The organism is Cohaesibacter sp. CAU 1516 (assembly GCF_005771485.1).
Lineage (GTDB): Bacteria > Pseudomonadota > Alphaproteobacteria > Rhizobiales > Cohaesibacteraceae > Cohaesibacter > Cohaesibacter intestini.
In genome coordinates, this window is record NZ_VANT01000001.1 from 266,766 (window position 1) to 288,433 (window position 21,668).

At 56.7% G+C, this 21,668-nt stretch carries 26 protein-coding genes; 9 read left to right on the plus strand and 17 right to left on the minus strand.

The genetic code is table 11. The features are described from left to right. Window positions 1-19 precede the first annotated feature (19 nt). Window positions 20-211, plus strand: a complete 192-nt coding sequence (locus FDK21_RS01190) for a DUF2892 domain-containing protein (RefSeq protein WP_138147222.1) — start codon at window positions 20-22, stop codon at window positions 209-211. A gap of 111 nt (window positions 212-322) precedes the next feature. Here FDK21_RS01190 and FDK21_RS01195 read toward each other — a convergent pair whose 3' ends face one another. Then, the gene (locus FDK21_RS01195) at window positions 323-1,231 is read right to left on the minus strand and encodes a LysR family transcriptional regulator (protein ID WP_138147223.1); all 909 of its coding nucleotides are present in this window, start codon (window positions 1,229-1,231) and stop codon (window positions 323-325) included. Window positions 1,232-1,385: 154 nt separating this feature from the next. Here FDK21_RS01195 and FDK21_RS01200 point away from each other — a divergent pair, with 154 nt between their 5' ends. Next, window positions 1,386-1,925, plus strand: coding sequence for a cytochrome b (locus tag FDK21_RS01200; RefSeq protein ID WP_138147224.1), 540 nt, complete (start codon window positions 1,386-1,388; stop codon window positions 1,923-1,925). A 61-nt stretch (window positions 1,926-1,986) separates the two neighbouring features. After that, entirely contained in the window at window positions 1,987-2,565 is a 579-nt protein-coding gene (locus FDK21_RS01205) for a YceI family protein (RefSeq protein ID WP_138147225.1), read from the plus strand. A gap of 76 nt (window positions 2,566-2,641) precedes the next feature. Here FDK21_RS01205 and ychF read toward each other — a convergent pair whose 3' ends face one another. From ychF to FDK21_RS01225, 4 genes are all read right to left on the minus strand, one after another. Next, window positions 2,642-3,742: a redox-regulated ATPase YchF gene (ychF, locus tag FDK21_RS01210; protein WP_114009570.1), complete on the minus strand. Its 1,101-nt coding sequence runs from the start codon at window positions 3,740-3,742 to the stop codon at window positions 2,642-2,644. A gap of 1 nt (window position 3,743) precedes the next feature. Then, a complete protein-coding gene (gene pth / locus FDK21_RS01215) occupies window positions 3,744-4,490 on the minus strand; it encodes an aminoacyl-tRNA hydrolase (RefSeq protein ID WP_138147226.1) in 747 nt (248 codons plus the stop codon). Between the two features lie 51 nt (window positions 4,491-4,541). Then, on the minus strand, window positions 4,542-5,156 hold the full coding sequence (locus FDK21_RS01220) for a 50S ribosomal protein L25/general stress protein Ctc (protein ID WP_114009568.1): 615 nt from the start codon (window positions 5,154-5,156) through the stop codon (window positions 4,542-4,544). Window positions 5,157-5,357: 201 nt separating this feature from the next. Continuing rightward, window positions 5,358-6,017 carry a MarC family protein gene (locus tag FDK21_RS01225; RefSeq protein ID WP_210238658.1) on the minus strand — a complete coding sequence of 220 codons (660 nt, stop codon included), beginning with the start codon at window positions 6,015-6,017 and terminating at the stop codon, window positions 5,358-5,360. Between the two features lie 156 nt (window positions 6,018-6,173). On the opposite strand from FDK21_RS01225, the gene FDK21_RS01230 reads away from it, so the two are divergent. Next, entirely contained in the window at window positions 6,174-6,812 is a 639-nt protein-coding gene (locus FDK21_RS01230) for a LysE family translocator (protein WP_138147228.1), read from the plus strand. Window positions 6,813-6,927: 115 nt separating this feature from the next. Here the strand turns inward: FDK21_RS01230 and FDK21_RS01235 are convergent, their stop codons facing one another. From FDK21_RS01235 to lgt, 6 genes are all read right to left on the minus strand, one after another. Continuing rightward, the gene (locus FDK21_RS01235) at window positions 6,928-7,860 is read right to left on the minus strand and encodes a ribose-phosphate pyrophosphokinase (protein ID WP_114009565.1); all 933 of its coding nucleotides are present in this window, start codon (window positions 7,858-7,860) and stop codon (window positions 6,928-6,930) included. A 379-nt stretch (window positions 7,861-8,239) separates the two neighbouring features. Beyond that, a complete protein-coding gene (locus FDK21_RS01240; RefSeq protein ID WP_114009564.1) occupies window positions 8,240-8,878 on the minus strand; it encodes a hypothetical protein in 639 nt (212 codons plus the stop codon). A 351-nt stretch (window positions 8,879-9,229) separates the two neighbouring features. Further along, a complete protein-coding gene (locus tag FDK21_RS01245) occupies window positions 9,230-10,387 on the minus strand; it encodes a Xaa-Pro peptidase family protein (RefSeq protein ID WP_114009719.1) in 1,158 nt (385 codons plus the stop codon). A gap of 155 nt (window positions 10,388-10,542) precedes the next feature. Then, on the minus strand, window positions 10,543-11,313 hold the full coding sequence (gene pgeF, locus FDK21_RS01250) for a peptidoglycan editing factor PgeF (RefSeq protein ID WP_138147229.1): 771 nt from the start codon (window positions 11,311-11,313) through the stop codon (window positions 10,543-10,545). Between the two features lie 84 nt (window positions 11,314-11,397). After that, entirely contained in the window at window positions 11,398-12,501 is a 1,104-nt protein-coding gene (locus tag FDK21_RS01255) for a class I SAM-dependent methyltransferase (RefSeq protein WP_138147230.1), read from the minus strand. Between the two features lie 8 nt (window positions 12,502-12,509). After that, on the minus strand, window positions 12,510-13,307 hold the full coding sequence (lgt, locus tag FDK21_RS01260) for a prolipoprotein diacylglyceryl transferase (RefSeq protein WP_138147918.1): 798 nt from the start codon (window positions 13,305-13,307) through the stop codon (window positions 12,510-12,512). A 219-nt stretch (window positions 13,308-13,526) separates the two neighbouring features. Between lgt and FDK21_RS01265 the strand changes: the two genes are divergently transcribed. The 4 genes from FDK21_RS01265 to FDK21_RS01280 all read left to right on the plus strand — a co-directional run bounded on the left by FDK21_RS01265 (window position 13,527) and on the right by FDK21_RS01280 (window position 16,132). After that, on the plus strand, window positions 13,527-13,808 hold the full coding sequence (locus FDK21_RS01265) for an accessory factor UbiK family protein (protein ID WP_114009561.1): 282 nt from the start codon (window positions 13,527-13,529) through the stop codon (window positions 13,806-13,808). A 186-nt stretch (window positions 13,809-13,994) separates the two neighbouring features. After that, window positions 13,995-14,816, plus strand: coding sequence for a pyrroline-5-carboxylate reductase (proC, locus tag FDK21_RS01270; protein ID WP_138147231.1), 822 nt, complete (start codon window positions 13,995-13,997; stop codon window positions 14,814-14,816). 176 nt (window positions 14,817-14,992) lie between these two features. After that, window positions 14,993-15,724, plus strand: a complete 732-nt coding sequence (locus FDK21_RS01275) for a hypothetical protein (RefSeq protein ID WP_138147232.1) — start codon at window positions 14,993-14,995, stop codon at window positions 15,722-15,724. Window positions 15,725-15,781: 57 nt separating this feature from the next. Continuing rightward, window positions 15,782-16,132, plus strand: a complete 351-nt coding sequence (locus FDK21_RS01280; RefSeq protein ID WP_138147233.1) for a tRNA-binding protein — start codon at window positions 15,782-15,784, stop codon at window positions 16,130-16,132. A 19-nt stretch (window positions 16,133-16,151) separates the two neighbouring features. On the opposite strand, the gene FDK21_RS01285 is transcribed toward FDK21_RS01280, so the two are convergent. Genes FDK21_RS01285 through FDK21_RS01295 form a run of 3 tightly spaced genes read right to left on the minus strand, consistent with a single transcriptional unit; the run spans window position 16,152 to window position 18,902 of the window. Continuing rightward, window positions 16,152-17,621, minus strand: coding sequence for an ATP-binding protein (locus FDK21_RS01285; protein ID WP_246657465.1), 1,470 nt, complete (start codon window positions 17,619-17,621; stop codon window positions 16,152-16,154). Between the two features lie 52 nt (window positions 17,622-17,673). Further along, on the minus strand, window positions 17,674-18,375 hold the full coding sequence (locus tag FDK21_RS01290) for a response regulator transcription factor (RefSeq protein ID WP_114009557.1): 702 nt from the start codon (window positions 18,373-18,375) through the stop codon (window positions 17,674-17,676). Between the two features lie 11 nt (window positions 18,376-18,386). Further along, window positions 18,387-18,902, minus strand: a complete 516-nt coding sequence (locus tag FDK21_RS01295; protein WP_245418423.1) for a MarR family transcriptional regulator — start codon at window positions 18,900-18,902, stop codon at window positions 18,387-18,389. Window positions 18,903-19,312: 410 nt separating this feature from the next. Between FDK21_RS01295 and FDK21_RS01300 the strand changes: the two genes are divergently transcribed. Then, window positions 19,313-20,203: a branched-chain amino acid aminotransferase gene (locus FDK21_RS01300; protein ID WP_138147234.1), complete on the plus strand. Its 891-nt coding sequence runs from the start codon at window positions 19,313-19,315 to the stop codon at window positions 20,201-20,203. Window positions 20,204-20,287: 84 nt separating this feature from the next. Here the strand turns inward: FDK21_RS01300 and FDK21_RS01305 are convergent, their stop codons facing one another. The 3 genes from FDK21_RS01305 to pgsA form a co-directional block, all read right to left on the minus strand. Beyond that, window positions 20,288-20,749: a molybdenum cofactor biosynthesis protein MoaE gene (locus FDK21_RS01305; protein ID WP_114009554.1), complete on the minus strand. Its 462-nt coding sequence runs from the start codon at window positions 20,747-20,749 to the stop codon at window positions 20,288-20,290. Between the two features lie 9 nt (window positions 20,750-20,758). After that, window positions 20,759-21,010, minus strand: coding sequence for a molybdopterin converting factor subunit 1 (gene moaD, locus FDK21_RS01310; protein WP_114009553.1), 252 nt, complete (start codon window positions 21,008-21,010; stop codon window positions 20,759-20,761). A 77-nt stretch (window positions 21,011-21,087) separates the two neighbouring features. Next, window positions 21,088-21,663, minus strand: a complete 576-nt coding sequence (gene pgsA, locus FDK21_RS01315) for a CDP-diacylglycerol--glycerol-3-phosphate 3-phosphatidyltransferase (RefSeq protein ID WP_138147235.1) — start codon at window positions 21,661-21,663, stop codon at window positions 21,088-21,090. Between the last annotated feature and the right edge of the window lie 5 nt (window positions 21,664-21,668).

Here is a 21,668-nt window from a genome sequence, read left to right on the forward strand (position 1 = left end):
ACAATAAGGGAGAAGGCTCATGAGAGAAAATGTTGGCTCTACCGATCGCACGTTTCGGATCATTATTGGGTTCGTGCTGCTCGGAATGATTTTCTTCGAACCAGTTGGCTGGTGGGGATTGCTTGGACTTGCTCCTTACATTTCCGGTATTTTCCGCTTCTGCCCACTCTATAATCTTGTTGGCTTAAATACCGTTGCTGCAGTGCGGTAAGCCGTGGGGATGCCGCAGCATGGAGACCGGACAATTGATCCCTGGCGGATCGTCAATAGCCGAGCTTGGTTCAAGCCCGGCTTTTTTGTTGCCTGACAGCTGCTGCTCTGATTATCGCGACGAAAGGGCGGGATTGCCATCGGCAAAATAGTGCGCGAGGAAATCGACACAAAGGCGCACCTTGCTGGCCACGTGGCGGCTGTGAGGATAAAGCGCATACAAATTGTGCTCAGCATGGGTGAGATCCGTCAGCAGGGGGACCAAATGCCCGTTCCTGACGTCATCTTCAACCACGAAGGAGGGCGCGCAGCCTATGCCAAGGCCACAAAGGGCCATCATGCGGCAGGAATCGGCGCTGTCAGTGAGATACTGTCCTTTGACGCTGATCATCCGTGTGCCCTCATCCGTCTCAAACTGCCAATTGTTGCGGCCTCGATGATTCATGTCGACGATGCATTGATGGGCGAGCAGGTCTTCGGGGCGTTGCGGGGTGCCATGGGCAGCGAGATAAGTTGGCGCGGCAAAGAAGCTGATAGAAATTGGCAGCAATTTGCGGGCAATGAGGCTTGAATCCTCAAGTTTGCCGATACGGATTGCCATGTCATAGCCTTCGTTGACGATATTGACGAAGCGATCGGTCAGCTTGGTTTCAATGGAAATGCCCGGATGCTGTCGCAAGAAGGCAGCAAGAGCCTCCGTCAGGCGGTCCTGACCAAAGGAGACCGGGGCGGAGATCCGCAAATGGCCCACCGGTGTGGCCTGTCGATCCCGCGTGACCGTCTCCAGCATGTCAAAATCGGCAATCAGCTGGGCACATTCATCAAAATAGGCCTGCCCCGCTTCCGTCAGGGCCATGGAGCGGGTGGTGCGATTCAGCAACCGCACGCCAAGGCGCTCCTCCAACTGACCGACATATTTGCTGGCCAAGGCGGCTGACATGTCAAGGCTTTCGGCACCCTTGATGAAGGAGCCTTCATTGACCACGGCGCAGAAGGTGCGCATCCCCAAAAGTGTATCCATGGGATTATCAATACATCATTGATTATGAATTGCCAATTCTGGTGTTTAAGTCTCAGCATTGGCACTCCATTTTATCAGCCATCGGCACTGTTATGTATATGAAGGCATGAAACAGTGCATAGCAATGAGTTGTAGATCATGAATGGACCCGCATATGACCATCAAGAACAGTGATAGTACCTATGGATGGCTTTCCCGTCTGTTGCATTGGGGTATGGCCTTGGCAATATTCATAATGTTTGGGCTGGGAATATGGATGCGCGGGCTCGACTATTACAGCCCTTATTATCGATCTGCGCCGGATTTGCACAAATCGGTTGGCTTGCTTCTGCTGGCTTTGCTGCTGCTCCGCTTTGTTTGGCGTCAGGTGAACAAAGTACCGTCCGATAATCATCTGGGCCGCTGGGAGCGACTTGGCTCGCACGTGGCGCATCTGGCCTTTTATGGTCTGCTTCTGGTCATAATGGTGTCCGGCTATTTCATTTCCACCGCTGATGGCCGCGGCATCGTCGTGTTCGGTCTGTTCGAAGTGCCCTCGCTCATCGAGCAACGCGGCTTGGAAGATGTCGCCGGTCTTGTCCATGAATGGCTCGCATGGGGCGTGATTGGCTTGGCCGGATTTCACGCGCTGGCAGCTCTCAAACATCATTTTCTCGATAAGGACGTCACCCTGAAGCGCATGCTTCGCGGCTAGGGCGACCTTGCTTCAAACTGGATCTCAGACGTAACATCTCCCACTCAAAAGGAAACTTCCCATGTTCATCAAAAATCTTCGCGCTTTCGCCGTTGTTGGCGGCCTCGGTCTCGCTGCTGCAGTTGCCAGCCCTGCACTGGCTGCTGACTATGTGATTGATACCCAAGGGGCGCACGCTTCCATCGCTTTTTCTGCGTCTCACCTTGGTATTTCTTACACCACCGGTCGCTTCAACACCTTCAGTGGTGGCTTCTCCTACGACAAAGATGCTCCGGCAGCCTCCAAAGTGGCCGTCGAAATCGAAACAGACAGCGTTGATACCAATCATGCCGAGCGTGACAAGCATTTGCGCACCGCCGATTTCCTGGAAGTCAGCAAATATCCGACTGCGTCCTTCGTATCCACCGGCATTGAGCTGACCGGCGACAAAACCGCCAAAATCACGGGCGACTTCACCTTGCGCGGAGTAACCAAGCCAGTGGTGATCGATGCAGAATTCGTTGGTGAAGGCAAAGACCCTTGGGGTGGCTATCGTGCAGGCTTCAAAGGCACCACTTCGATTGCGTTGAAAGACTATGGTTTCAAAATGGATTTCGGAACCATCGATCTGACCTTGAATGTTGAAGGTGTCCGCAAGTAAGACTTGCCGCTCAGACAACAAAAAACCGGTCTGGAGCAATCCAGACCGGTTTTTTTATGTGTGGTTGTTGGCGTGATCAAGTGTTGAACTTGAAGAGCATGACGTCGCCGTCCTGCACCACATATTCCTTGCCTTCGTCGCGCGCCTTGCCCGCTTCCTTGGCCGCGGTCTCGCCACCCAAAGAGACATAATCATCATAAGCGATGGTCTGGGCGCGAATGAAGCCGCGCTCGAAATCGGTATGAATGACGCCAGCAGCTTGCGGGGCACGGGAGCCTTTGGTCACGGTCCATGCGCGGGTTTCTTTCGGACCTGCGGTGAAATAGGTGATCAGGTGCAACAGGTCATAGCCAGCGCGGATCATCCGGTCGAGGCCCGGTTCTTCCAGCCCGAGGGTTTCGAGGAATTCTTCCTGTTCCTCTGCGTCCAGCTGAGAAATTTCGGCTTCAATGGCGGCCGAAATGACCACGGCGCCGTTGCCCTGCGCGGCGGCCATTTCCTCGACCGCTTTGGAGAAGCTGTTGCCTGTGGCTGTGCTTTCTTCGTCGACGTTGCAGACATAAAGCACTGGTTTGGTGGTCAGCAGGTTGAGGGCCTTGACGGCCTTGCGTTCTTCTTCGTCCGCCGTGTCGAGCATGCGGGCAGGCTTGCCGTCATGCAGCAGCTCGAGGATGCGGTCCATCAGGGCGACCTGAAGCTTGGCTTCCTTGTCGCCGGTCTGGCCGCGCTTGCGCAGGTTGGCGACGCGGCGCTCAAGGCTCTCCATATCAGAGATCATCAGCTCGGTTTCCACCGTGTCGGCATCGACCACCGGATCGATCTTGCCTTCGACATGGGTGATGTCTTCGTCTTCAAAGCAGCGCAAGACATGAACAATGGCGTCCACTTCGCGGATGTTGGCGAGGAACTGGTTGCCGAGGCCTTCACCCTTGGAGGCACCACGCACCAGACCGGCAATGTCAACGAAGGTGAGGCGGGTCGGGATGATTTCCTTGGACCCAGCAACCTTGGCGATGGCATCCATGCGGGAATCCGGCACGGCCACGTCACCGGTATTTGGTTCAATGGTGCAGAAGGGATAGTTGGCGGCCTGAGCGGCTGCCGTTTTGGTCAGTGCGTTGAACAGGGTGGATTTGCCGACGTTGGGCAGGCCGACAATGCCGCATTTGAAACCCATACTAGTTATCCTTCTTGACCGACATCAGCTTCTTGAGAGCTTCGGCCATTGCGTTTTTCGGGGCCGCGTCCGACGTGCTTGTTGGCGTCGCGCCCTTGTCTGATTTGACTGATTTGTCTGAATTATCTGGTTGGTTCTGCTCGGCCTTGTTCTCCGGGCGCGCCTTTTTGTGGCCATTGACGGGAGGGTTCAGCGTGTGGCTGAAATCTGTCATGAAGCGGCCGAGATCTCCGGCCAAAAGGCTTGGTGCAGACTTGGCGAGCGCATCGATCAATGGCTCGAGCCAATCACGATCGGCCTTGGCAAAATCGCCCAGCACCCATTGAGTGACCCGGTCACGGCCCGGATGGCCGATCCCCAGACGGACGCGATGAAAATCGTTGCCGATATGGGCTCCGGTGGAGCGCAAGCCATTGTGTCCCGCGACACCGCCACCAAGCTTGGCCTTGACCTTGCCGGGGGCCAAATCAAGCTCGTCGTGATAGACGAAGACATCCTTCGGCTCAATCTTGTAGAAGCGACAGGCTTCCGCAACAGAGCGACCGGATTCATTCATATAGGTGGTAGGCTTGAGCAACAGGGCTTTGTGGCGACCGATCTGGCCTTCACAGACTTCACCCTGAAATTTGCGCCGCCAAGGGGAAAAATTGTGCTGGCGGGCGATCTCGTCCACTGCCATGAAGCCGATATTGTGGCGGTTGGACGCATATTTGGGTCCGGGGTTACCAAGTCCGACAAGCAGATACATGGAATATCCTCCCGAACCCTGATTTCGTCAGGTTCTGTTAGACAGGACCTATTATTCAGCTTCCGCTGCTTCGTCTTCTTCGCCTTCTTCTGCTTCATTGAAGCCGGCAGGAGCTGCGATGGTGACGATGGTGAAGTCGCGATCAGTGATGGTTGGGGTCACACCTTCCGGCAGAGCAACTGCGGAAATGTGGATGGAATCACCGAGGTCAGCGTCTTTCAGATCGATGACGATGGATTCTGGAATTTCAGTCGCTGGGCACAGGACTTCCACTTCACGGCGCACAATGTTCAAAGCACCACCACGCTTGAGGCCTGGGCAGGTCTCTTCGTTGAGGAACGTAACATGCACACCAACAGTGATTTTGGTGCTGCGGGAAACGCGCAGGAAATCAACATGGACAGGGAAGTCACGAACAACGTCGAGCTGGTAGTCACGTGGGATCACGCGGATTTTCTCGCCATCAATATCAACGGTGATGACGTGGGACAGAAAGCCGCCCTTCTGGATCTGCAATTCCGTTTCCTTGTAAGGGATGGAAATGGAGATGGGGTCTTTCTTGTCGCCATAGATTACGGCAGGTACGCGGCCAGCGCGACGCAATGCACGAGCGGCCCCCTTACCGGCCCGGTCACGGCGTTCTGCTTTGAATTCAAATTCAGCCATTTGAGAACTCCTAAAAAGATCAAAAAAGGGCCGATCCATCGGCCCATTTGCTGCAACTCCTCCAAGGGTGTAGAGGCAGCTGGAGGGCTTATAGGGCAAGATGGCGACGATGGCAAGCAGGCAAAGGGCGCAAAGGTGCGGTTTTTTGCTGTTTTGGGCGTCATTCTGATGGTCTGATTGCTGCCAATCGGCAAAGCCTGCTCAAAGGGCAGGGGTTCCAGTGTTAGCCACTTCCAATATGCCGACAGCATCCAGACCATTGAGGATGGCGTCAACGGCAATGGTGGCGAGGATCAGCCCCATCACGCGTGAGATGATGGAGGCACCAGTCTTGCCGATCAGTTTGAAGATGAAGGTCGCCGCCAGCAGCAATAGCAAAGTGAAGAGCAAGACGAGAAGCAATAGGCTTGCCGTGACAGTTTGCTCGGCGAGCGTGTTGCTGCGATTCTCAGTCAGAATGACAATGGCGAGCATGGCCCCGGGGGATGCGATGCTTGGGATGGCAAGGGGGAAGACGGCACTCGATAAATGGTCCCGTTCCGCTTCGGCGATTTCCAGATTGGGCTTTGATTCACCGAAAATCATGCTCAGAGCAAACAGGAAAAGGACAAGGCCCCCGGCAATCTGAAAGGAGCCGAGGCGCAAGCCGATGGTTTCAAGAACGACTTGCCCGCCAATCAGGAAGGCCAGCAACACAAGGGTGGCAATCGCAACAGCGCGCACAGCAAAGCGTCGATGCAAATGGGCTGGCACCGATTGGACTGCAAACAGATAGACAGGAATGGAGCCGATCGGATCGATCACGACGAATATCGTGATCAGCTCTCTGATCAGGTCGGTCCAATTGATAGCGCTATTCATCATGGCTCTTATATAGGCGGTTGTTGAGAGATCGCCTATGGGAAAATGCGGATTGGGGGCGCTTTCAACATTTGTTCGGCTTGGACTCGGTCGCGCGCTCATATTGTGTTTCTGAGGAAATGTGCGTAGCGTGGAACGCTCATTAGGGGGACTGCGATGACACTATCTGACATTCTTACATTTGCATTTGTGGCCAGTTTGCTGGTCATCTCGCCTGGCCCCAATGGGGTGCTGATTGCCAGAACCGTTCCGACGTCCGGGCGCGCTGCGGGTTTCGCCAATGTGGCGGGGTTCGTCACCGGTTTCTATTTGCATGGGGCTATGGCCATTCTGGGCATTTCCATCTTGCTTGTGAAATCCGCTACGGCTTTCGCGATCGTCAAGTATGTCGGGGCTGCCTATTTGTGTTGGATTGGGATCAAGTCACTGATTGCGGCTTATAAGGGTGGCTCTGCGGTTGCTTCTGTCCAGCCCGCCAAAAGAAAGCGCCGTCTGGCTGGTGCCTATTTGGAAGGACTGCTGACAAATGCCCTCAATCCAAAGGTGTCGATGTTTTATCTCGCTGCCTTCCCACAATTTATCAGTGTTGGAGAAACGTCACTGGCGGCGTCGTTCTCGCTGGTTTTTGTTCATTCGCTGATCAATGCGGTGTGGTTCTCGGCGATGGTGCTGGTTTTGTCGCGCCTGACGGCGATGGCCCAAAATGGCAGCTTCCAGCGTTGGTTGAAGGGTGTGACAGGCGTCGTTTTCCTTGGCTTTGGTGCCAAATTGGCGCTGTATCGCCCCAATGTGTGAGGCGGATGTCGATCAAAAAAGCCCGGTCGGTGACCGGGCTTTTTTTGTAAGGCTATCGGCGTTTTGCTTTGCAAAAGCGCTTGCCGCTGGGGACGGGTTTGGCTGCGCCAAACCCTTAATCAAAGAGACTCGATACTGACTGTTCGTTGGCGGTGCGCGAAATGGCTTCGCCGAGCAGATTGGAGGCGCTCAAGACCCGGATATTGTGGGCATTGATGATGGCTTCGGTTGGCTCGATGGAATCGGTGATCACCAGTTCGCGCAGCTTGGATGCGGTGATGCGGGCAACCGCGCCACCGGACAAGACGCCGTGGGTGATGTAGGCGGTGACCGATTCCGCGCCTTTGTTGATCAGGGCTTCAGCGGCGTTGCACAGGGTGCCGCCGGAATCGATGATGTCATCGACCAGAATGCAGTTGCGGCCGGAGACGTCACCGATGATGTTCATGACTTCGGATTCGCCGGCGCGCTCACGGCGTTTGTCAACGATCGCCAGAGGCGCTCCGATGCGCTTGGCCAATGCACGGGCACGAACCACGCCGCCCACGTCAGGGGAGACCACCATGACATTCTCGACTTCGTTGCGCTCCAGAATGTCACGGGACAAAACTGGTGCTGCATAAAGATTGTCGGTTGGAATGTCGAAGAAGCCCTGAATCTGGGCTGCGTGCAAATCGAGGGTCAGGACGCGATCGGCCCCGGCATTGGAGATCAGATTGGCAACCAATTTGGCCGAAATCGGCGTGCGTGGGCCAGGTTTGCGATCCTGACGCGCATAGCCGAAATATGGAATGACGGCCGTGATGCGGCGCGCGGATGCACGGCGCAATGCGTCAATGATGATGAGAAGTTCCATCAGGTGGTCATTGGCCGGGTAAGAAGTTGGCTGAACCACGAACACGTCCTCACCACGTACATTTTCATGCACTTCAACGAAGATTTCCTGATCCGCAAAGCGGCGGACGGAAACGTCGCTGATTTCGATGCCGAGATAGTCGGCAATGCGTTTGGTGAGGGTGAGATTGGAATTGCCGGAGAGAAGTTTCATGAATCCTGTGCCCTGTCGATTCGATGAGATGGGAGCCTTTGGATGCGGGGATGGCTCCGATACGCCCTGTGACAGGGGCGTTGTAAGCATGGAAGCTGGTGAATGTAAAGTTTCAGTGACAGCGTTGCGCCAATTTTACGCCTAAAAGCACACAGTCGGGTGCATCATTTGGGAGGTGTCGTTGAGAAAGGATGAAAAATGCGGCCAGTCTACTGGGGCTGCCGTCCTCTCGGCGGAATGAGGCGTCGGGTTGATGCTTCTGATAACGGGAAGGCGAAAAACAGATTCGCTTCCGGTTCGATCCCATCGGATCGCGGTCTTCGGTCCGCGCTCGCCTGTCCCAGCGGTTCGCCTCAGATGCACTTTCTAGATGTTGGTTCTAGATGCTGGCATGCCAGCTCTTCAGTTTCGCGGCGGTATCGACCGCGACTTTGTCCAGCACGGGGCCTTTGACGCTGTCCCAAGGGTCCGTAGACACCATGGGGGTCTTCTGAGAGCCTGTCACACGGTTGATCCGTTTGCCAGAGGCGTCGAAAATGTCCCAGACATAGGCGACCACACAGTCGTCACCGGACTGGTTGGCGGTGAAATAGCCCTTGATGCGATGGGTTGCCTTCTTGTCGCTGCGGGCAACAACCGGCAGGGAATGCTGCGCAACGCGCATGCCGAGGGCTGAGGACAATTCCCGTGCCACGGTTTTGGGCGCGCCAACCATCGGTTCAAAGGTCAGAATCGCGCTCGATGCGGGCGTTTGATAGCGGTTGGACTCGGCCGCGGACGGGATCTGGTTGGCAGGTGGCAGATTGGCCGTATCGTCATTGTTGGCCGCCATCTCTGGCTGCTGCTGATCCATCAGGGTGTCATCCGGAGGCATGGTCTCGGTGATGGAAGGTGGTGAGCTGTTGCCAATGGTGCCTGGAGGGGTTGGCGATCCATTGCTGGAACAGGCCGCCAGAGACACTGCCAGAAGGGCGGCAAGGCCAAGCTTGGTGATGAAACCGGACTGCACAGATTGCATATTGTCTATCTCCGCATCGACATTTACTCAAACACACGAAAACCCGGCCTTCCTCACGCACTGAGCATCAGAATGGCCGCGTTTGCTCTTTCACTATAATCGGCTTGGGTTTTCCAATTCTTAACCTTATCCGATTTCCCGTTTCGCACAGTGCCAATTGTGGCCAATTGGGTCTGTGTGCACTGAGCGGTTAGGCTCTTATCGATCTGGAAGCCATGTTCCACCCGTCGGTTCACGGCCTGGCCGCAGGCTCTGCCCCTGACGCCGCGGGCATCAGGACGACGCTCCCTGACACAGTTTTCCATCGCAGCGCCTTGAAGGCCGGGGCCATGCTCGCCTGTCGAGAGGCCTTTAGCGGATCATCAGGTCCAGCGGCAGCTTGGAGAGAGGTTCCGGTGCCTCTTCGGTGGTCAAATAGGTGCGTCCCAGACACATGGCCGTGCTTGCTTCACTATCCACCAAAATCATATGGGCAAATAAGGTCATATTCGGGCAAATTTCATTGTCATTGCCACGATAGAAAAGCGGCCAGTCGGTCCAGCTTGGTGCAAACCGTGCGCCCACACTGTAACCGCAGGCATTAAGCCTGTGCTTGCTGGCCCCCATTTCGTCAATCACCCGGGCATGGGTGTCGAACACTTCGCCAAAGGTGGTGCCCGGACGCAGGATTTCCTCGACAGCAGCAAGTGCCTCTAAGGCGATCTCGAACAGCTCACGGTGGCGAGCCGAGGGTTGGCCAATGACCAATGTGCGCATGGCGGGGGCGTGATAGTGGCGGAAGGCGCCGGACCATTCGAGCGTCAACTGATCGTTGTTGTCGAGCACCCGGCGATCGGCCTGATAGCGACAAAGAAGCGCGGCTTCCCCTGACCCGACCACGAAATGGTTGGCAGCAAAGTCACCACCATTTTCCAGAATGGTGCCTTGCAAGCGGGCTAGGATCCGGCCTTCGTCGGCGCCGGCCTGAATGATCGGCAGGGTTTCGGTCAGCGCCAGATCGGTCAGCTCGGCAGCCTTGCGCATGAAGGTGATTTCCGCACCGGACTTGATGGCGCGCAAGGGGGGAATCAAACGAGAGGCATCTTCAGTGTCGGCAAAGGAGCGCAAGGACTCATCCAGTGTCTTGCCGTCCTTGGCTGTCAGGCCGTGGCTGTCATATTCAATGCCGATCTTGGCACCCAGCAGGTCCAGCTCATCAAGCAATCCACGCAGCTGCATGGCCGGGGAGGCTTTCTTCTTCACCCGGTCTGACCAGACGTGAACGGTTTCGATGTTGGAGGTCTGGCGGGCCTGCCGTAAATCGACCGAGCGGGTCAAAAGGTCCGTTGCACCATTCTTGCGCAGCACCAGACACTGGAACAGGTGGAATCCCGTCGTGTCGTAGCCGGTCAGCCAATACATGCTTTCCTGTGAGAAAATCAGCAGGGCATCCAGTTTCCGATCCGCCATTTTCGCCAGAACGGACGCCTTGCGACGCTCATATTCATCAGGGGAAAAATGCAAAGCCATAAATCCAATCCTCTCGACCTGACCTTTTGTCGAGGCCATCATTGCAGATAAAACCGTCAGGATAAAGCGCGACGGCCCTGTTTCCACGCTCGCCTTGCTTGTATCGAGCGGCAGCTCCAAGGCCTTGCAGATAGGCCATTTACTCTGTCTTGCGGTCAATCACGCAAGGCGATTGCGGCGATTTGCCGTCCATAATCGGGTTCGTTGCGGTGGGTGGAACGGCGGTAACTGAAGAAATGGTCCGACTCGCCATAGGTGCAGCGATCCAGATTGATGGCAGACCCGACCCCTGCCATTTCAAGTCGGGCGAGGATAAAGGCGGGCAGATCAAACTGTTTGTGGCCATCGCGGTCTCCGGCCTCAAAGAACCGGCTCCAGTCCTTGTTGCGGGCGATAAAACGGTCCATGAAACCATCATCCACTTCGTAGTTGGCCAGCGAAATGGTGGGGCCCAGTATGGCCGTCATGTTGGCCTTGCTGGCACCATTCTCCTCCATGGTTTTGATGGTTGCTTCGATAACGCCCTCAAAGGCTCCGCGCCAACCAGCATGGGCGGCAGCGACCACACCGGCCTTGTTGTCGGCAAAAAGGATCGGGCCGCAATCCGCTGTCAGGACCGCCACGGCAAGGCCCGGTTTGTTGGTGACCAACGCATCAACCTTGGGCAGGGCGTCGCGGTCGAGCGGTGCGTCGATGGCCAGTGCAAGCGGCGAATGGACCTGATAGGCGGTCACCAGCCGGTCACGGGCCACGCCCAGACTGTCGGCGACAAGGCCACGATTCTCGGTCACCTGTGCGCGATCATCAGCCGATCCATAGCCGCAATTGAGGCTGTGATAGGTATCCTTGGAGGTGCCGCCCTTGCGGGTGAAAAAACCATGATCGATGGCAGGTAGGCAGGCGAGGGCAGGATGCTCGATGCGCATGGGGGCTCCGGTTGTGTCAATTATCGGGGCGTCAATCCCTTGGCGGACGGGATCAAGCCACTGTTCCTTGTGGGGCTCTTCAAGTCAAGAGAGCGGAGGAATTGGGCAGTGGTGAGGCAGAATGGCGAGGCAATGGAATAGACTGCCCATCTGGTCGGGTGCGGCGAGGCGTTCGACGGCATCGCGGATGGCTTCCTGCTCTTGGGCGCTCTTGCCTGCGCCCAAGCGTCCGGCGCGCTCGAGCAGCCCCATGGCGAGAAGGAAATCGCCCTGCTTGATTGCTGGAGAGACCGTGAGGCCATGCGGATTGGTTTGAATGGCGCTGCTTGCCGCGTGGGCAAGAGCGCTGAAATTGACATGGGCCGTCAGATCCTGCTCACCGGGTTTGGCCAAGGGGTTGGCATAGGCATGATTGCGCATGGCTTGTAGGGTGTCGCCATAGCCGGGTTTGGCATAGCCATAATCGATGAAAAGGCCCGCGCCCCCATGGCTGGCCAGTTTGTGGGCGAGGGTGGCCATGACGGCATCACTGGCCGGGGATTGTTCGAGAATTGCGCCATCTTCTGTCTCGGCATCTGGCGATGGGGCACTTAGCGCCCGGACCGGGCCAAGGCCGAAGGCGAGGTTGCCATTGTCATCAAGGCCGACCACGCGCTCATGCCAAGAGTCGCCCTTTCGGACCCATTGATGGATCGGCAGACAGTCGAAAAACTCGTTGGCGATGAGGAAGAGGGGCGCTTCGGGTAGGCTTTCGATCGTGTCATGCCACGTGATGGGACGTTTGACGCTTTCAAGGCGGTGGGCCTGCTGGTCGCGCAAGGTCGGGCTGATCTCAACCAGATGAATATGGAGGGCAGCAAAGGCATCCGGCTGGGACTGGATCGTGCGGGCCATGTCCTGCATCAGCGTGCCACGGCCGGGGCCAAGCTCGACCAGATGGAAAGGCGACGGGCATCCGCTCTGTTGCCAGACCGATAACATCCAGATACCAAGCAATTCGCCAAAGAGCTGGCTGACCTCTGGTGCCGTGGTGAAGTCACCGTCCGCACCAATCGGTGTGTGTCTGGTGTAATAGCCATGCTCCGGATCGCCAAGGCAGAGGCTCATATAGGTCGCCAGATCAATCGGGCCGGAGGCGGTAATCAGCCTTTTGAGGCGGCTTTCAAGTGGTGTTGCTTTGTCGCGCATGGGGCCTCTCACTTTGCGGCTGGTTTGCGCAGGGCAAGGAGTACCAGCAGCAGGCCCGCCAGCACCATCGGGACGGAGAGCCACATGCCCATGGTGGTGCCATGGGAGAGATAGCCGATCTGGACATCTGGCACCCGGACCAGTTCGACCAGCGAGCGGAAGAGGGCGTAAAGAATGACAAAGCAGCCTGCCACCAGACCGGGGCGTTTCAGGGCGCCGAGGGAATGGCTGAGAATACGCAGCAGGATCAGCATCAGCAGGCCTTCGAGCGCGGCTTCATAGAGCTGGCTGGGGTGGCGTGGTTCTGGACCGCCATTGGGAAAGACAACGCCCCATGGCAGGTCGGTGACCCGGCCCCAAAGTTCGGAATTGATGAAATTGGCGATGCGGCCAAACAACAGTCCGAAAGGGGCTGCAAGAGCAATCAGATCGAACATCGACAAAAGCGGGATCGACCGAACACGGGCGAAGAGCACCATCGCCAGCGTGACACCGAGGAAACCGCCATGAAAGGCCATTCCACCCTTCCAGACCGCAAAAATCTGGGTCGGGTCGGCAAGATAGGCGCCGAAATTGTAAAAGAGCACATAGCCGAGCCGTCCCCCAAGAATGATCCCCACAGTGGCCCAGAGAACAAAATCATCCAGAGCGAGGCTGCTCATCGGGCTTTTGGCATGGGGCCAGAGATGGGACTGTCGGGCAACACGCTTGGTATAGCTCCAGGCCAGCAGGATGCCCGCAATATAGGCGATGGCATACCAATGGATCTGAACGGGACCAAGAGACAGAAGAACGGGATCAATCATCGGGAAGGGAATGGCCAGAAAGGTCACGGGCTTTGCCTCTGCAATTCAATGAATGGGTCTAGAGGGTGTGTTGCCTTGATCGCAACAAGTCAAGGGAAAGCGCAAATATTCGTTGTGAAAATCGCTGGCGATACTATATCTCAGATAGTGACAGATTGAAGGCAAAGGCAGGCACGGTCCCATGCAAGACCGAGGCCGCCGCAGCGAGGAGCAAGTGCTATGACCCATACCAACAATCGGCTGTTTGACGAATTTGCCAAATTGATGACCGATGCCGCCGGTGTGGCCCAAGGGGTGCGCGACGAGGCGGAAACCGCAATTCGGGCGCAGTTGGAGCGCTTGATGGGTGACATGGATCTTGTCACCCGCGACGAGTTTGAAGCGGTGAAGGAAATGGCCGTAGCGGCGCGTGACGAAAATGATCGTCTGGCAGCACGGCTTGCTGTGCTGGAAGCCAAACTTGGCGGGTCTGAGGACACGGCAAGCGGGCCCGATGCCTGATTGGCTGTGGCGTTGAAAGAGGTGACGGGCACTAAGTGGCCTGAATGGAAAGCCTGTCAGTTTTGGTGGGCTTTTTGTTTGGCGCTTTGATTGCCTGATACTGGCCGTTGCAACTGATAAACAATAGGCGATGTGGCAGAAGTCGATAAAATACTCGGTTTCAGGCGCTTAGAAAGGCGAGGTAAAATGACGATTGGTGATATTTCTCTGGTGTTGGTTGGGGCTGGCAAAATGGGCGGTGCGATGCTGGCTGGCTGGCTCGATATGGGGCTTGATGCGTCCAAGACCGTGGTCATCGATCCAAGCCAGCCTGAGGAGATTGCCAGCGCGGCGGCTGAAAAGGGCTTCACGTTGGCATCATCGGCCGAAGGGGTTGATGCCCCCGACATGGTGGTGATCGCCATCAAGCCGCAAATGATGGACAAGGTTTTGCCCGGCCTGAAAGCATTGGTCGGGCCGAAGACTGTGGTGGTCTCGGTGGCAGCGGGCACGCCGGTTTCGACCTTTCAGAGCCATTTTGGTACGGATGCTTTGGTGGTGCGCGCTATGCCGAACACTCCGGCGCAGGTGGGGCGTGGCATGACTGCGGCCTTTGCCAGCGCTGGCGTGGATGAAAGCATGAAAGCGGTGACCGCCACCTTGCTTTCCTCAATGGGGGCTTTTGTCTGGGTTGGCGATGAAGGGCAGATGGATGCGGTGACGGCGATTTCCGGCTCCGGCCCGGCTTATGTCTTTCATATGGTCGAAGCCATGGCGAAAGCCGGGGAAGCTCTGGGATTGGCTCCTGACGTCGCGGCCTTGCTGGCCCGCCAGACGGTGGTCGGAGCAGGGGAATTGATGCATCAGTCTGATCTGGATGCCGCGACCTTGCGGACCAATGTCACCTCGCCGGGGGGCACCACTGCTGCGGCCTTGGCGGTTTTGATGGACGAGGGATCGGGTTTGTCCCCTCTGATGGCCAAGGCGACGGAGGCCGCGCGCGATCGCTCCATCGAACTGTCGAAGTGATGCCTGTGTGAGGGGATTGATATCCAATCCTTTGAGCGGTTGTCCCTAAAGTGTGGTAGACTGTTTGTCTGCTTTTGCCACGGCTGAAGCGCTTTGGATGATCCATTGCTGCTCTACAGGCCGTAAAGATGGGACAAGCAACCCGACGTCGAACCATACTCGTGAAAGGGGATAGAATGCAGCAGAATCAGGATGTCCGTCAGACACTCTTCGACCAGTTTTCCCGCTCCGTGCTGGCTGATGGCTGGCGGAGCGTCTCGTGCGCCGAGATTGCGACGGCTGCCGGGGTCGACTTGCATATCGCCTTTGTCGAGTTTCGGAACCGCTATGCCTATGTCACCGAACTGATCCGCCGGACCGATGCGGCGATGCTGGATGCCTATGATCGGGAGATGGTGGACGAACCGGCGCGTGAACGCTTGCTTGACGTGATGATGGCGCGGTTCGAGGCCATGCAGGGCAATCGGGCGTTGATCGTTGCCCTGAGCAAGGCGGCACGCCGGGATCCGATGCTGTCGCTGCATCTGGTGGCCCTGTCACGCCTGACCGCGGACTGGTTTCTCGATATCGCCCAGATTTCGCCAGCCGGGATCTCCGGCATCATCCGCAGCAAGGGCGCTTTGGCGACCTATGCACGGGTGTTCCGGGTCTGGCTTGAGGATGACAGTGACGACCTCACCAAGACGATGTCGGCGCTTGATAAATATCTCAAGCAAGGGGAAAGTGCCTTGCGGAGGGCCGAGCGGATTGCCTGTCTGTTGCCAAAGGCAGGGCGGCGGTGCCGGAAAAGCGCTCGCAGAACTGGGCGTGATGAGGCGGCCTCAACCGACGGGTTGACTCCATCTGAAGGCAATGTGACCGACATGTCCGCTGTGGATGAGCCACCGGCTCAGCCAATGCCTTCTTGAACGGGACGGGCTGATCGGCAACCATTCGGGCTTTGACAATTTGCCAAGGAGCCCGCCATGACGGATATCACCCCCGAAATCCAGTTTGATGATTTTCTGAAAGTCGATATTCGTGTTGGGACGGTCGTAGAGGCGGTGGATTTTCCTCAGGCCCGTAAACCGGCCTATAAGCTGAAAATCGACTTTGGCGACGCCATTGGCGTGAAGAAAAGCTCGGCCCAGATCACGGTGCATTACAAACCGGAGGATCTGGTTGGGCGGCAGGTGATGGCAGTGGTCAATTTCCCGCCGCGCCAGATCGGGCCGTTTATGTCCGAAGTGCTGACCCTTGGTTATGATGATGGCGAAGGCAACATTGTGTTGGCCAAGGTCGACAAGCCGGTACCGAACGGGTCACGTCTGCACTAGGGCGCACGTTGTCGCATCGTCAGGAAGGCAAACGGAGGGTGGCTTTGAGACCGCCCAGTTTGCTGCGGCCCAGTTTGATGTCGCCACCATGGCCGCGGGCAATGTCGCGGGCGATGGCAAGACCGAGTCCGGTGTTGGGCGTGTCCTGATTGCGGGCCGTATCAAGGCGATGGAAGGGGCGGAAGACGCTTTCCAGCTCGGCTTCCGGGATGCCGGGGCCATTGTCATCAATTTCAATCAGCCACCAGTTGCCGAGCCGTTCGGAGGTCAGTTCGATCCGGTCGGCATAGCGTTCCGCGTTGCTCAGCAGATTATGGAGGCAGCGCTTGATGGTGTTGGGCCTGACTTCGACACGGTTGCCACCCGTGTGCTGGATGGTCAGGGCCATCCCAGTGCGCTGAGCATCATGCTCTAGTTCTTCAAGCAATTCGGGGATCGAGATCATTTCCGCTGTCTCAGACGAGGACCCTCGGGCAAACGCCAGATAGTCTTCCAGCATCAATTGCATTTCGTCCACATCGCGCTGCATGTCGCGCACTTCCGGTTCGTCATCCAACAGGGCCAACTGCAGTTTGAAGCGGGTCAGAATGGTGCGCAGATCGTGGCTGACACCGGCCAGCATGGTGGTGCGCTGTTCAATCTGGCGCTCAATGCGGCGCTTCATTTCAAGGAAGGCATGGGCGGCGCGGCGCACTTCGCGGGCACCCGAGGGGCGGAAGTTACGGGCCTCCTGTCCTTTGCCGAAACGCTCGGCGGCGTCAGCCAAGCGCTGAATCGGGCGGATCTGGTTGCGCAGGAAGAGAATGGCGACCACCAGCAAGACCAGTGACGTGCCAATCATCCAGAGCAGAAAGATGTGAGAGTTGGAGGCATAGGCCTGTGACCGGCGGGCAAAGACCCTCAAGACCTTGTCGTCGAGCTTGATGCGGACTTCAACAATGTTGGAACGGCCGACCGTGTCGATCCAGAAGGGTTTGCCGATCAGATTGGTGATGCGTTTCGACAGGGCGTGATCAAGCAGGGTGAAAAAGGGCTTCGGGGCCGGGGGAGGCAAGGGGCCGTCGGGCAGGATCGAAATGTTGAGATCCAGCTTGTCCTTGGCCAGATTGATGATCCGGTCGTAATTCTCGTCCTGCGGATAGGTTTCCAGCACCGCGATGATTGCGGCAATATCCTGTGTTACAGCCGTCGATAGGCGGTTGGTGACGGTCTGCCAGTGGCGTTCCATAAAGACAAAGGCCAGAACCGATTGAAGAATGACCATCGGCGCGACAATGATGATGAGTGAGCGAGCATAAAGGCCCTTGGGCATCAATCTGGACAATTGCCGCGCAACCTTGCCATAGCCACGATAAAGCCAGCCAAGGGGACCAACCAGCCGCAACACGGCTTGCCGGGCGCTCAAGGCGCGGGACATATCCTCGTCTGCTGCTGCCTTCGAGCGCTCGGACGTCTTGTGCTGGTCGGGTTTGGGTTTCTGGTCGCTCATGCCTGTATGTCTCGGATCAGGTGACAGGGTTCGGAGTTGGCCCCTTCTGCCTCTAGTCGGTCAGCAAGCGATAGCCGATGCCGCGGATGGTTTGCAAGTAGATCGGATTGGACGGGTCCGGTTCAATCTTGCGGCGCAGGCGGTTGATCTGCACATCGACCGTGCGTTCGCCGGTGCCGTCTTCTCCGGCAAGGGCAGTGCGGGTGACGGTTGCGCCGGGTTGGGCCGCAAAGAGCGATAGCAATTCGCGCTCTCTGTCGGTCAGGCGGATGACATCCTCGCCGCAGAGCAGTTCCTGGCGTTCCAGCTTGTAGCAGAAGGGGCCGAAGGTCACCTGATCAATGGGGACTGCGGCACGCAGATTGTGGCGCTTGAGGATGTTGCGGATGCGCAGAAGCAACTCGCGCGGTTCGAAGGGCTTGGTGAGATAATCATCAACACCGATTTCAAGACCCTGAATGCGGCTCTCGCTCTCATCGCGAGCGGTCAGCATCAGGATGGGTACGTCGTCATCTTTGCGCAGGTCGCGGGCAAGCTCCATGCCGCTTTCGCCGGGCATCATCACATCGAGGATCAGGAGATCAAAGGCCAGCCCGGAAAACATCTTGCGGGCTTCCAGGGCATTTTGCGCTGTGGAGACCCGAAAGCCTTCCTTGACCAGAAAGCGTTGCAGAAGATTGCGAATGCGGCTGTCGTCGTCAATCACCAGCAGATGCTGGGCATTGTCGGGCAGAGCGTGATCTGCGCTGGGCATTGATGTGTCCTTTATTTCGAAATGCGGATGACGTCAGCATCGCTGTCCGCGTTATTCAAGGCGGCAAGACCCTTGTTGAGGTGGCGCACCATGGGGCGGTCTTGTGGCTCAATCATGGCATAGAGAAAGGCCTTGCTGGCCTGTCTGGTGCTTTCTGGCAGGGTTTGCAGGGCGTCCTCTATTCGGCGGGCCTGACAGCGGGAAATTTCCAGCGCCAGCGCGCGACCCTTCTCAGTGGGATAAAGCAGCCGTTGGCGGCGGTCCTGCTCGCCTGTCTGCTGGGTGATATAGCCGTCCTCTATCAACTGTTTCAAGACACGGGCAAGGCTCTGCTTGGTGATCTTGAGGATTTCGAGCAGGGTGGCAACGGGGATGCCCGGGGTGCGGTTGACAAAATGCAGCACCCGGTGATGGGCGCGGCCATAGGAATATTGAGCCAGCATCGAGTCTGGGTCGGCAACGAAATCGCGGTAGGCAAAGAAGAGAAGCTCGATCATTTCAAACGAGATTCCATCCTGTTCAGACATGGGGAGCGTCACGACTGATCCGGAGTCAGAGTTTTTTTCAACCATTTTTCTGTTTCGCTTTTTTGGTCTTCCTGCGAGATGTATACCGTTTTGGCAGCGTCATCTGGAAATATATTCTTACAATATTGTTACATCCGGATGGAACCGTTTTCTCTTGCCTGTGTTGCTGCACAGGGGGAGATAAAAAATTAAGTCAGCATTGTTGACTTAATTTGTGTCATTTGTTACCTAGATAGCACGACAGGCGAAAGGAATGATCATTTTCATGCGGAAATTTGGAGATCTGTTCCTTCGCTGATTGGAATCATAAAGCTGCCCAGACCATAGCGACAGTCATCGGACAAAGCAAAAGTCTTTCGGGCAAGCAACCACAGCCGGACCGAACCGACTGTCTGTACAGGAGTGAAACGATGGCAGGACCTGCATTTGATCAACGCGAAGGCCATATCTGGTATAATGGTGACTATGTCGACTGGAAGGATGCCAAGATGCATGTCTTGTCCCACGGTCTGCATTACGCTTCCAGCGTGTTTGAAGGTGTTCGGGCCTATGGTGGCGAGATTTTTAAGCTGGAGCAGCATACCAACCGGCTCTTCGCCTCGGCAGACATGCTTGGCATGGAAATGCCTTACAGCCGGGAAGAACTGAACCGGATTCAGATCGACATTCTTGAAAAAGAAGGCCTTCAGGACGCTTATCTGCGGCCGATTGTCTGGCGCGGTTCCGAAATGATGGGCATCTCTGCCCAGTCGAACCGGATCAATGTTGCTGTTGCCGCTTGGGAATGGCCATCCTATTTCAAACCGGAAGATCGCCTCAAAGGTCTGCGTCTGGCGACTGCTGAATGGCGTCGCCCGGATCCACGTACCATTCCTTGCCGTGCCAAGGCCGCTGGTCTTTACATGATTTGCACCCTGTCCAAGCACAAGGTTGAGCGTCAAGGCTTCAATGATGCGATGATGCTGGATTTCGAAGGCTATATCGCCGAGGCCACCGGAGCGAACATCTTCTTCACCAAGAATGGGGTTTTGCATACGCCTACCCCGGATTGCTTCCTTGATGGCATCACCCGTCAGACCACGGTTGAGCTTGCCAAGCGTCGCGGCATCGAGGTGATCGAGCGCAAGATCCGCCCGGAAGAGCTGGGCGATTTCGAGGAATGCTTCCTGACCGGTACGGCGGTTGAGGTTACTCCGGTATCGGTCATCGACAATTATGGCTTCACGCCGGGCGACATCACCAAGCAGCTGATGGATGACTATACCAATGAAGTCACCCCGAAGGCCATCGCTGCCGAGTGATCCCCTTGGAGGATCAGTGCTGACAGAATAAGAAACGGCGCCATTGGGCGCCGTTTTCGTGTCTGGGTTTCAGTCTTTTGGGCTTCAGTCCTGATGCCAGCGCCGGGTGGCTTCGTCATCCTTGTCTTTTGCCTCGACCCATTGGGCGTTGCCGCTGGCGAGACGCTCTTTTTTCCAAAAAGGAGCGCGGGTTTTGAGGAAATCCATGATGAAATTGTTGGCGTCAAAGGCCGCCTGACGGTGGGACGACAGGGTGATCACCAAAACGATGCGGTCGCCCGGCGCCAAGGTGCCATAGCGGTGGATGATGGTGGTGCCTTCGAGCATTGGCCAACGCTGACGGGCCTCTGCCTCGATCCGTTCAAGCTCGGCCTGTGCCATGGCCGGGTAATGCTCCAGTTCCATGTCGAGAATGCGCTGGTCGCCGATCATGTCGCGCACCAGACCGGTGAAGGTGACCGCAGCCCCGATAGAGGTGCGGCCCGCCACCAAGTGATCAATCTCTCGTCCAATGTCAAAATCGTCGCGCTGAAGCCTAACCGCCATGGGTCGCTCCTAACCACCGGTCATGGGCGGGAAAAAGGCAATTTCACCGGCAGCGCCGACGGGATCGGACGGGTCGGCATGAAACTGGTCAAGGGCGACGCGGATGGTGTCGATTTCACCAAAGGCGGCTTCATATTCTTCGCCGCGCTGCTTTTGCCAGACAAGCAAATCATGGACGGTGGTGACAGAAGGAGGCAGGGCGACTTCTTCTTCTTCCTTGCCGATGCGTTCCCGGATCCATGCAAAATAAATGAGCTTCATAACTGCTTCCACCTGATTCTTTCGTCTTTGTCAGACGGTAGCACGGCAAACGGGTAGACGTCACGACTTCGCGCCGCTTACTCGTTGATCAGATATTTCATCCCGGCGCGGAAATAGTCGTAACCGGTATAAAGGGTGAGCAACGCCGATACCCAAAGCAGCGTGAGGCCAATTTCCGTGTTGTAGGGCAACACCTTGTCCCCTGCATGGCCTGCGAGCAAGAAGCCAAGGGCGATCAGCTGGGCCGTGGTTTTCCATTTGGCCAGCTTGGTGACCGGCACACTGACCTGCAGCTCCGCAAGGAACTCGCGCAGGCCCGAAACCAGAATTTCACGGCAAAGGATGATCACACCGGCCCAGATATGCCAGCCATAGAGCGTCTGGTCATGGGCCAGCATGACAATGCAGATGGAGACCAGCAACTTGTCGGCAATCGGATCGAGCATCCGGCCAAGGGCAGATTGCATTTTCCAGCGACGTGCGAGATAGCCGTCGAAAAAATCGGTGATGGCAGCGACAGAAAAGATGCCCAATGCAGTCCAGCGTGCCCATTCCTTGTCTGGCCAGAGCAGGACGAACACCACCGCCGGGACCGCTAGAATGCGCCCGAATGTGAGGATGTTGGGAAGGCTGAAAGTCTTGGAGCCATTCATCTTGG